Source organism: Kitasatospora sp. NPDC028961, assembly GCF_055564815.1.
Genome location: NZ_JBVHVO010000037.1, coordinates 57,035 through 66,312, shown reverse-complemented (window position 1 = coordinate 66,312; position 9,278 = coordinate 57,035). Strand labels below are relative to the sequence as shown.

The 9,278-nt window shown below is 73.8% G+C and carries 11 protein-coding genes and 1 riboswitch; of the genes, 5 read left to right on the top strand and 6 right to left on the bottom strand.

Annotated elements, in window-relative coordinates:
• Positions 1 to 101: 101 nt before the first annotated feature.
• The 4 genes from ribH to ACZ4UX_RS34555 are packed head-to-tail and all read right to left on the bottom strand — an operon-like array spanning position 102 to position 3,175.
• On the bottom strand, positions 102 to 575 hold the full coding sequence (gene ribH / locus ACZ4UX_RS34570) for a 6,7-dimethyl-8-ribityllumazine synthase (protein ID WP_329486525.1): 474 nt from the start codon (positions 573 to 575) through the stop codon (positions 102 to 104).
• A gap of 37 nt (positions 576 to 612) precedes the next feature.
• The gene (locus ACZ4UX_RS34565; protein WP_465709537.1) at positions 613 to 1,872 is read right to left on the bottom strand and encodes a bifunctional 3,4-dihydroxy-2-butanone-4-phosphate synthase/GTP cyclohydrolase II; all 1,260 of its coding nucleotides are present in this window, start codon (positions 1,870 to 1,872) and stop codon (positions 613 to 615) included.
• Positions 1,869 to 2,516 (bottom strand): nicotinamide mononucleotide transporter family protein, encoded by a 648-nt coding sequence (locus ACZ4UX_RS34560; protein WP_465709536.1) that lies wholly within the window; start codon positions 2,514 to 2,516, stop codon positions 1,869 to 1,871. The genes ACZ4UX_RS34565 and ACZ4UX_RS34560 overlap by 4 nt, the downstream gene beginning before the upstream one ends.
• Positions 2,513 to 3,175, bottom strand: a complete 663-nt coding sequence (locus ACZ4UX_RS34555; RefSeq protein WP_465709535.1) for a riboflavin synthase — start codon at positions 3,173 to 3,175, stop codon at positions 2,513 to 2,515. Before ACZ4UX_RS34555 ends, ACZ4UX_RS34560 begins: the two co-directional genes overlap by 4 nt.
• A gap of 190 nt (positions 3,176 to 3,365) precedes the next feature.
• A riboswitch (FMN riboswitch) is annotated at positions 3,366 to 3,493 on the bottom strand.
• 244 nt (positions 3,494 to 3,737) lie between these two features.
• On the opposite strand from ACZ4UX_RS34555, the gene ACZ4UX_RS34550 reads away from it, so the two are divergent.
• Positions 3,738 to 3,986 (top strand): SCO4226 family nickel-binding protein, encoded by a 249-nt coding sequence (locus ACZ4UX_RS34550; RefSeq protein ID WP_329486529.1) that lies wholly within the window; start codon positions 3,738 to 3,740, stop codon positions 3,984 to 3,986.
• Positions 3,987 to 4,033: 47 nt separating this feature from the next.
• On the opposite strand, the gene ACZ4UX_RS34545 is transcribed toward ACZ4UX_RS34550, so the two are convergent.
• Complete coding sequence (locus ACZ4UX_RS34545) at positions 4,034 to 4,339, bottom strand: antibiotic biosynthesis monooxygenase family protein (RefSeq protein WP_329486530.1); 306 nt, start codon at positions 4,337 to 4,339, stop codon at positions 4,034 to 4,036.
• A 127-nt stretch (positions 4,340 to 4,466) separates the two neighbouring features.
• Here ACZ4UX_RS34545 and ACZ4UX_RS34540 point away from each other — a divergent pair, with 127 nt between their 5' ends.
• Entirely contained in the window at positions 4,467 to 5,162 is a 696-nt protein-coding gene (locus ACZ4UX_RS34540) for an MSMEG_1061 family FMN-dependent PPOX-type flavoprotein (protein WP_465709534.1), read from the top strand.
• A 121-nt stretch (positions 5,163 to 5,283) separates the two neighbouring features.
• On the top strand, positions 5,284 to 5,703 hold the full coding sequence (locus tag ACZ4UX_RS34535) for an HIT family protein (RefSeq protein ID WP_465709533.1): 420 nt from the start codon (positions 5,284 to 5,286) through the stop codon (positions 5,701 to 5,703).
• Positions 5,704 to 5,809: 106 nt separating this feature from the next.
• Here the strand turns inward: ACZ4UX_RS34535 and ACZ4UX_RS34530 are convergent, their stop codons facing one another.
• Positions 5,810 to 6,583 (bottom strand): GntR family transcriptional regulator, encoded by a 774-nt coding sequence (locus ACZ4UX_RS34530; protein ID WP_465709532.1) that lies wholly within the window; start codon positions 6,581 to 6,583, stop codon positions 5,810 to 5,812.
• A gap of 297 nt (positions 6,584 to 6,880) precedes the next feature.
• Here ACZ4UX_RS34530 and ACZ4UX_RS34525 point away from each other — a divergent pair, with 297 nt between their 5' ends.
• Positions 6,881 to 7,957: a glycoside hydrolase family 19 protein gene (locus ACZ4UX_RS34525; RefSeq protein ID WP_465709531.1), complete on the top strand. Its 1,077-nt coding sequence runs from the start codon at positions 6,881 to 6,883 to the stop codon at positions 7,955 to 7,957.
• Positions 7,958 to 8,113: 156 nt separating this feature from the next.
• Complete coding sequence (locus ACZ4UX_RS34520) at positions 8,114 to 9,187, top strand: serine hydrolase domain-containing protein (RefSeq protein WP_465709530.1); 1,074 nt, start codon at positions 8,114 to 8,116, stop codon at positions 9,185 to 9,187.
• Positions 9,188 to 9,278 lie beyond the last annotated feature (91 nt).

Here is a 9,278-nt window from a genome sequence, read left to right as displayed (position 1 = left end):
ACCCTCCTCCCCCCCCCCCCCCTCCCCCCCCCCCCCCCCCCCCTCCCCCCCCCCCCCCCCCCCCCCCCCCCCGGGACCGTGCCGTTGGTCGGTGCGGCGCGTCAGGCGAGCGACTTGAGGACGGCGGCGGTGGCGACGGCCGCCGTGACGGCCTCGTGCCCCTTGTCCTCGGAGGAGCCGGGCAGGCCCGCGCGGTCCACCGCCTGCTGCTCGTTGTCGCAGGTCAGGACGCCGAAGCCGATCGGGACGCCGGTGTCGACGCTGACCTGGGTGAGGCCGGCGGTGGCGGCCTGGCAGACGTAGTCGAAGTGCGGGGTGCCGCCGCGGATGACCACGCCGAGCGCGATCACCGCGTCGTAGCCGCGGTCGGCGAGGCGCTTGGCGGCGACCGGCAGTTCGAAGGTGCCGGGCACCCGCAGCACGGTCGGCTCGTCGATGCCGAGCTCCTTGAGGGCGCGGTGGGCGCCGTCCAGCAGGCCGTTCATCACCTGCTCGTGCCACTGGGCCGCGATCACGGCGACCTTGAGGCCGGCGGCGTTGTCGATGGTCAGCTCGGGGGCTCCGTGGCCGCTCATGTGCTGTTCCTCTTTCGGGGGTCGTGACGGGGGTGCTTCAGGAGCCGAGACCGGGCAGGTCGTGGCCCATCCGGTCGCGCTTGGTCCGCAGGTAGCGCAGGTTGTGCTCGCCCGCCGGGGTCTCGACCGGCTCGCGGCCCTTGACCTTCAGGCCGTGCTCGGTGAGCGCGGCGAGCTTCTCGGGGTTGTTGGTGAGCAGGGTGAGCGAGCGGACGCCGAGGTCGCCGAGCATCTGGGCGCCGATGCTGTAGTCGCGGGCGTCGGCGGGCAGGCCGAGGTCCAGGTTGGCGTCGACGGTGTCGCGGCCCTGCTCCTGGAGCTGGTAGGCGCGCAGCTTGTGGGCGAGGCCGATGCCCCGGCCCTCGTGGCCGCGCAGGTAGAGGACGACGCCCCGGCCGGCCTCGGTCACCCTGCGCAGCGAGGTCTCCAGCTGCGGGCCGCAGTCGCAGCGCAGCGAGCCGAACACGTCACCGGTGAGGCACTCGGAGTGGACCCGCACCAGCACGTCCTCGCCGTCGGGGAGGCGGCCGTCGGCGTCCAGGCCGCCGGCCACCAGGGCGAGGTGCTCGACGCCGTCGATGGTGCCGCGGTAGCCGACGGCGGTGAACTCCCCGTACGCGGTGGGCAGCGCGGTGACGGCGGCCCGGTCCACGTGGAGCTCGGTGCGGCGGCGGTAGGCGATCAGGTCCTCGATGGAGATGATCGCCAGGCCGTGCTCGCGGGCGAAGGCGACCAGCTCGGGCAGCCGGGCCATCGTGCCGTCGTCGTTGACCACCTCGGCGATGGCGCCGGCCGGTGCCAGCCCGGCCAGCCGGGCCAGGTCGACGGCGGCCTCGGTGTGGCCGGGGCGCACGAGCACGCCGCCCTCGACGGCCCGCAGCGGGAAGACGTGCCCGGGGCGGGTGAGGTCGCCGGGCTCCGTCCCGGTAGAGGAGAGCAGCCGGACGGTCCGGGCGCGGTCGGCGGCCGAGATGCCGGTGTCGACCCCGTCGCGGGCATCGACCGAGACGGCGTAGGCGGTGCCCTTGCGGTCCTCGTTGACCTGGGTCATCGGGGGCAGCTTGAGCCGGTCCAGCTCCGGGCCGGTCATCGGGACGCAGATCACGCCGGAGCTGTAGCGGATGGTGAAGGCCATCAGCTCGGGGGTGGCGGCGGAGGCGGCGAAGACGATGTCGCCCTCGTTCTCGCGGTCCTCGTCGTCGACCACGATCACGGCGCGGCCGAGCGCGATGTCGGCGACGGCCCGCTCGACCGGGTCGAGCGCGAGGTCGAGGTCGGCGGTCTGGTTGGCGGTCATGCCGTGGCTCCCTGCGGGACGGTGGCGGACGTGGTGCGCGGCTCACGGGTGCTCAGCCACCAGGAACGCAGGCCGAGCAGTACCAGGACGAAGAAGATCGAGTAGGTGAGGCCGGAGAAGGAGTAGCCGCTGTTGAAGGCGAGCGGGACGCCGACCACGTCGACGGCGATCCAGGCGAACCAGAACTCCACCCAGCCGCGGGCCTGGGCGACCATCGCCGCCAGCGTGCCGACGAAGATGTAGGCGTCCGACCAGGGGCTCCAGGAGAGGCTGGGGTTGGCCAGGAAGAGCCAGGCCAGCGCACCGGTGCCGAGCGCGGTGCCGGCCACCAGGGCGGCCCGCTCGGGCCAGCTCGCGAACCGGACGGCGATGCCGTCCGCCCCGCGGCGGCCGCGCCGCCACTGCGTCCAGCCCCAGGCGGCCGTGGCGACCACGATCAGCTGCTTGCCGATCAGGCCGGGGACGTGGCCGTTCAGGTAGGCCGTGATCAGCACGGCGCCGGAGAGCAGCTGCACCGGCCAGCTCCACACCGAGCGGCGCCAGCCGAGCGCGAGGCCGCCCAGGCCGAGCAGGTTGCCGATCATGTCGGCCCACTTCACGTGCTCACCGAAGACGGTGAACGCTTCTCCGCTCAGCCAGTTCACTGGGCTTCTCCGGTGGTCGTCGAGGGCAGGGTGCGGGAGTCGAGCAGCCGCTCCACGTACTTGGCGAGGACGTCGACCTCCAGGTTGACGCTCTCGCCGACGGCCTTGGTGCCGAGCGTGGTCAGCGCGAGGGTGGCCGGGATGAGGCTGACGGTGAAGCTGTCGCGGGCGGCCTCGACCACGGTCAGGCTGACGCCGTCCACGGTGATCGAGCCCTTCTCCACCAGGTAGCGGGAGATGGTGGCGGGCAGCGAGAAGCGCAGCACCTCCCAGCGGAGCTTGCCGGCGGCGTCGCGCTCGCCGGGCTCGCGGCCCAACAGGGCGCCGGTGGCGTCGACATGGCCCTGGACGAGGTGCCCGCCGAGCCGTGCGCCGAGGGCCATCGCGCGTTCCAGGTTGACCCGGGAGCCGGGGGCGAGCTCGCCCAGACTGGAGCGGTGGAGCGTCTCGGCCATCACATCGGCGCTGAACTCACCGGACCGGCCGGCCAGTTCCTCGGGAGTGTCGACGACGGTCAGGCAGACGCCGTTGACCGCGATGGAGTCGCCGTGGTGCGCGTCCTGACAGACCACCGGTCCGCGCAGGCGGATTCGCGAGGAGTCGCCGATCTCCTCGATCGACACGACCTCGCCGAGCTCTTCGATGATGCCGGTGAACACCCGGGTTCTCCTCGCGCTTGGGGGCGCGGACTCCGGGGCGGGCATGGGAGAGGACACGGACGGGTACGGGTGCGCGGGCCGCCGGACAGGACCCGTCGCCGGGCTGTCGCGCAACCGCCGGGAGAGAGCTCTCCCGTCGCACACCTGCCCGCGGTCCACCGGGGGACCACGGGTACTGCTCATCGTCCGCCGCGCACGCCTCCCATCCGGACTTTAACCGTCGGTCCAGGAATTTCACCTGGTCAACCGGCCGCTGGCTGCGGACGGGTCGCGGACTGTAACCGCCGGTTCGGATTTTCACCGACCCCGGAGTGCGCTGAACGTCACTGCTACTACTGACGTCATTGTGCCATGGCCCGCACAGGCCCAGGGAGAGGCTTCCGCTGTGGTCTGTTTCACGCGGGCGGCGGGAATGCGCGGGGCGGCGCGGGCCCTGGGGCGGCCCGCGCCGGGCGCCGGACCGGCCGGGCCGCCGTCCGGTGGCGGCCCGGGGTGCGACGGGCGCAGGCTGGTGGTACACGGCCGGCGCCGACCGGCCGGGACTCCTGGAGGTGCGAGGACGATGGCCAAGTTCATGGACGTCCACCACGGCATGACCGGAATCACCGGCGAGGAACTGCGGATGGCCCACCAGGCGGACCTGGCGGTCCAGGAGAACGAGGGCGTGCAGTTCGAGCAGGCCTGGGCCGACCCGGAGTCCGGCACCGTCTACTGCCTCTCCGAGGCGCCGTCGAAGGAGGCCGTGCAGCGCGTCCACGAGCGCACCGGCCACCCGGCGGACGAGATCCACCCGGTGCCGCTCGTGGTCTGACGGCCCTCGCCCGGCCGGTCACCTGCGCTCCGGGGCGGGGCGGCGTTTCAGGTGGCCGGTACCAGGGTGAAGTGGCTGACCTCGGGCGGGTGCGCGAGGTAGCGCAGCTCGCCCTCCGACCAGACCGGCCGGATCCGCCACATCGGCCCCGCGTACCCGCGCAGCGCCTCCTCGTCGCGCCACCGGCTGAGCACCAGCACCCGGTGGCCGTCCTCCGTCACCGAGCGCAGCAGTTCGCCGCCCAGACAGCCGTCGGTCCGGCCGAGCTGGGGGATCACCTGCGTGGCGAGCACCGCGCAGAACTCCTCGACGTGTCCGGCCATGACCTGCCCGGCCCAAATCCTGACGATCACGTCCACCACCTCCCGCGACAGTCCTTGGCCCCATTATCAGCGCGGAGCCGCTGGTGGGGAGGGTCCGGTGGCTCCCCGGACAGGACCAAGGCGCCGGTCGCCGGACGAGCTTCGCTAGATTCCCGGTATGACCACCACACCGGAGACCGCCGTTCCGTCCAGCACCCCGCCCGAGGCGCCGGAGAGCCTGTTCGCCGCTCTCGGCGCCCACGCGCTGCGCACCGCGGCGGACCTCCGGGAGGTCTACGAGCAGCCCGGCGACCACGCGCGGCGCAAGCAGGTGGACCACCTCCACGAGCCGGCGCGGCAGTTGATCGCCTGCTCCTCATTGGTCCTCATGGCGAGCGCGGACGCGGCCGGACGGTGCGACGTCTCGCCGCGCGGCGGGCCGCCCGGGCTGGTGTCGGTGCTGGACGAGCACACCCTGGCCATCCCCGACGCCACCGGGAACAAGCGGCTGGACACCCTGCACAACATCATCGAGACCGGCCGGGTGGGGCTGCTCTTCGTGGTGCCGGGCCGGGACACCACGCTCCGGGTCAACGGGCGCGCCTGCGTCTCCACCGACCCGCGGCTGCTGGAGCAGCTGACGGCGGTCGGCAAGCCGCCGCGCAGCGCCGTCGTGGTGGCGGTGGAGGAGGTGTACGCGCACTGCCCGAAGGCGTTCCTGCGCAGCTCGGCCTGGAAGCCGGAGAACTGGCTCGGCACGGACGAGCAGCCCAGCTCCGCCGAGGTCACCCTGTCCCACCTGCGCGATCCCGGCCTGACCATCGAGATGATCGAGGAGACCGAGCGGGAGTCACTGCTCTACCGGTACGAGTAGGCGGGCTCGGGCCGCGGCCCCGACGTCCACCACGTTCGCGTCGGCGGCCGGACGGGTGAAGCGGCGCGGATGCGTGGTCCGCGGGCGTGCCGGGCGGGCGGGTGGTGGCTTGAATGGAGGGATGGACTGCGTCTTCTGTGCGGTGGTGGCGGGCGAGGAGCCGGCCCACCGGGTGCTGGACGACGAGGCGGCGGTGGCCTTCCTGGACCGGCGTCCGCTCTTCCCCGGCCACGTCCTGGTCGTGCCGCGCGCCCACCACCGCACGCTGGCGGACCTGCCGGCGGCGGAGGTGGGGCCGTTCTTCCTGCGGGTGCGGCGGGTGGCCGCCGCCGTGGAGCTGGGGCTGGGGGCGGCGGGCAGCTTCGTCGCGGCGAACAACCGGATCAGCCAGTCGGTGCCGCACCTGCACGTGCACGTCGTGCCGCGCAATCCGAAGGACGGGTTGCGCGGCTTCTTCTGGCCACGGGGGAAGTACCTGGACGAGGCGGCCGCGGCGGCGGTCGCCGAGCGGCTGCGGGCCGCGCTCGCCGCGCCCGGGTAGCCGGAGGGCCCGGGCGTCGGGTCCGCCGGGCCGGACGCGGGCCCGGGCGCGGTGCGGCCGGACGCGGGCGCGGCCGGGTGCGAGGGGTCCGGCGCCGGACCGGGCGTCAGCCGGCTTCCAGCCGGGTGGTGAAGCTGAACCGGTCGCCCCGGTAGAGCGAGCGGACCCGCTCCAGCGGCACGCCGGCCGCGTCCCTGGTGAGCCGGTGGAGCAGCAGCATCGGCAGGGCGGGCGGGGTGCCGATCAGCAGCGCCTCGCGCGGGGAGGCGAGCACCGTCTCGATCCGCTCGTCGGCCCCGCCGAACTCGATGCCGGCCTTCTCCCGGAGGAAGGCGTAGAAGGACGCCCCGGGGTCGAACTCCCGGTCCAGCGCGGGCACCCGGGCCACCGCCAGGTATGTGCTCTCCAGGCCGACCCGCTCGCCGTCCGCGAGCAGCACCCGCTCCAGGTGCCAGACCTGCTCCCCCACCGCGATGGCCAGTTGCCCGGCGAGCAGCGGATCGGCGGCGAACCGCTCCAGCCCGATCAGGTTGCGGCCGGGCAGCCGCCCCTGGCGGCGGACGCCCTCGGTGTAGCTGGCCAGCGAGAGCGGCTGCTCCAGCTTCGGCCCGGCGACCACGGTGCTGCGGCCGCGGCGGCGGACCCGGCCCTGGATCAGCAGATCGCGCAGTGCCTGGCGGAGGGTCTCCCGGGCCACCTCGAAGCGGGCCGCGAGATCGCGCTCGGTCGGCAGCACGCCGCCCTCGCCGAGCTCGTCCAGCAACTCCTCCAGCCGGCCCTTGACGGCGTAGTACTTGGGCACCCGACCGTGGTCGGGGATGCCCGACCTGATCGGCGCGCCGGGACCGGCCGGGGCGGCCGGCCCGGGAGTCTCTTCCATGGCGCCATCCTCGCAGACTCCGCGGCACCGTCCGGTTCCGGCCGAATTCGCCCCGAACCCCCGTCATGCCCTTGACAGGTATAGACCATTCCGCTTGAGTCTGGGGTTAACCCCGCACGGCCCGCACCGGCCCGTACCCCCGGCCGGACCGCACCTCTCCCGGCCGCATCCCGGTCGGCCGCACCTCGGGCGGCCCGTCCCCCCACGACGCGCCGCACACCGCGGGGCCGCGCGCTCCCTGTCACGACCCACCTCCCTCCACGACCGTGCGGCCCCCACCGCACAAGGGGTGATCAAGTGTCAACGAAACGCCTGCTCGCACTGCTGTCCGCGCTGGTCACGGCGCTGGCCGTGTTCCTGCTGCTGCCCGCCTCGGCGGCCAACGCGGCCGCCTGCGCCACGCCGTGGAACGCGTCCACCGCGTACACCGGCGGCGCGGCCGTCTCCTACAACGGGCACAACTGGTCCGCCAAGTGGTGGACCCAGAACGAGACCCCGAGCACCGCCGGCACCGGCGTCTGGGCCGACCAGGGCTCCTGCGGCGGCTCGACCGACCCGACGCCGACCCCCGGCGGCTGCGTCTACCCGGACTGGGTCGCCGGACGCGCGTACACCACCGGCGCGATCGTCCGCTACACCAACGGCGGGTACTACCGGGCCACCCACGACAACCCGGGCTACGACCCGGTGATCAGCACCTGGTACTGGGAGCCGTACAGCTGCGGCCCGACCACCCCCACCACCCCGAGCCCCGGCGGGTTCCCGGTCAGCCAGGCGCAGTTCAACCAGATGTTCCCGAACCGGAACTCCTTCTACACCTACCAGGGGCTGCTCGACGCGCTCAGCGCCTACCCGGCCTTCGCGAACACCGGCGGCGACACCGTCCGCAAGCAGGAGGCCGCGGCCTTCCTCGCCAACGTGAACCACGAGACCGGCGGGCTGGTCTACGTGGTCGAGCAGAACACGGCCAACTACCCCCACTACTGCGACAGCTCGCAGCCGTACGGGTGCCCGGCCGGGCAGGCCGCGTACTACGGGCGCGGTCCGATCCAGCTGAGCTGGAACTTCAACTACAAGGCCGCCGGCGACGCCCTGGGCATCGACCTGCTGCACAACCCCGGCCTGGTGCAGACCGACCCGGCGGTGGCCTGGAAGACCGCCCTCTGGTACTGGAACACCCAGACCGGCCCGGGCACCATGACCCCGCACAACGCCATGGTCAACGGGGCCGGCTTCGGCGAGACGATCCGCAGCATCAACGGCTCGCTGGAGTGCAACGGCGGCAACCCGGCGCAGGTGCAGAGCCGGATCAACGCCTACCAGTCCTTCACCCAGATCCTCGGCACCGTCCCGGGCCCGAACCTGGGCTGCTGACGCCGCGCCAGGGGCGACTCCGCCCCGCTACGCCCCGCCGCTCTCCCCGCACCTCAGGGGGAGCAGCGGGGCGTACTCCTGACGGAGGACCGGCGGGGGCGGGAATCGTCGTCCGGGCGGACGACCGGGCTCCGCCGGACACCTAGGCTCGAAGCCATGAACGACCTTGGCAGCCTTGTCCAACAGACCGCCGACCGGCTCGCGACCCAGCAGGTCGGCGTGGTGGTCGCCGGCCTGGCCGGCGGCGCGGTGGAGATCCGGGGCGCCGGGAGCACCGCCGCCGGCCGGCCCGGTGACGTGCCCGGCCCGCGGACGGTCTTCGAAATCGGTTCGGTGACCAAGGTGTTCACCTCGCTCGCGCTGGCCCGGATGGCGCTCGACGGCTCGACGGCGCTCGACGAACCGCTGGCGGACGTCCTGGCGGGCGCCCTGCCGGCCGGGGTGAGCGTGCCGGCCAGGCGCGGCAGGCCGATCGCGCTGCGGCACCTCGCCACCCACACCTCCGGCCTGCCCCGGCTGCCCGCCGGGATGCTGCTGCCCGCACTGCTCCGCCCGAACAAGCCGGACCCGTACCGCGACTGCACCTCCGACATGCTGCTCACCGGGCTCGCCCGGACCAGACCCCGGGCCGCTCCCGGGCGGGGCTTCCGCTACTCCAACCTCGGCGCCGGGCTGCTCGGCCTGGCGCTGGCCCACCGGGCCGGCACCGGGTACGAGGAGCTGGTGACCCGGGAGGTCTGCGAACCGCTCGGGCTCACCGACACGGTGATCCGCGTCGACGGGGAGCGGGCCGGCCGGCTCGCCCAGGGACACACGCCCGGGCGGCGACCGGTGCCCGGCTGGCAGCTGGCCGACCTCGCCGGCGCCGGCGGGCTCCGCTCGACCGCCGCCGACCTGGCGGTACTGCTCCGGGCCCAGCTGGCCTGCGGCACGGACGGCGGCGAGCCCCTGGCGCCGGCGATCGCCCTCACCCGGGAGGTGGAGCACCGGGTCAACCCGTTCGCCTGGGTGCACCTCGGCTGGCTCGGCCACCGCCTGCACCCCCGCCAGGGCGGCCACCTGCAGATCTGGCACAACGGCGGGACGGGCGGCTTCTGCTCCTTCGTCGCCTTCGACCCCGAGAAGCAGGTGGGCGTGATCGCCCTGGCCAACACCCGCCGCTCGGTCGATCCGGGCGGCATAGCCCTGCTGCGGACCCTGCAGAGCCGTTACCCGGAGGCCGCCGCCTGACCGGACCCGAGGACGGACGAGGTTCGACGGTTGGATTCCCAAACCCACTCCCCTCTAGTGAGTTCGGCTTTCCAACTACCCTCGTGCCCCG

Bases quoted from the DNA above. Each gene is read 5' to 3' on its own strand.
- ACZ4UX_RS34520 (WP_465709530.1), top strand. From the start codon at position 8,114: ATGAACGACCTTGGCAGCCTTGTCCAACAGACCGCCGACCGGCTCGCG.
- ribH (WP_329486525.1), bottom strand. From the start codon at position 575: ATGAGCGGCCACGGAGCCCCCGAGCTGACCATCGACAACGCCGCCGGC.
- ACZ4UX_RS34535 (WP_465709533.1), top strand. From the start codon at position 5,284: ATGGACTGCGTCTTCTGTGCGGTGGTGGCGGGCGAGGAGCCGGCCCAC.
- ACZ4UX_RS34565 (WP_465709537.1), bottom strand. From the start codon at position 1,872: ATGACCGCCAACCAGACCGCCGACCTCGACCTCGCGCTCGACCCGGTC.
- ACZ4UX_RS34550 (WP_329486529.1), top strand. From the start codon at position 3,738: ATGGCCAAGTTCATGGACGTCCACCACGGCATGACCGGAATCACCGGC.
- ACZ4UX_RS34540 (WP_465709534.1), top strand. From the start codon at position 4,467: ATGACCACCACACCGGAGACCGCCGTTCCGTCCAGCACCCCGCCCGAG.
- ACZ4UX_RS34530 (WP_465709532.1), bottom strand. From the start codon at position 6,583: ATGGAAGAGACTCCCGGGCCGGCCGCCCCGGCCGGTCCCGGCGCGCCG.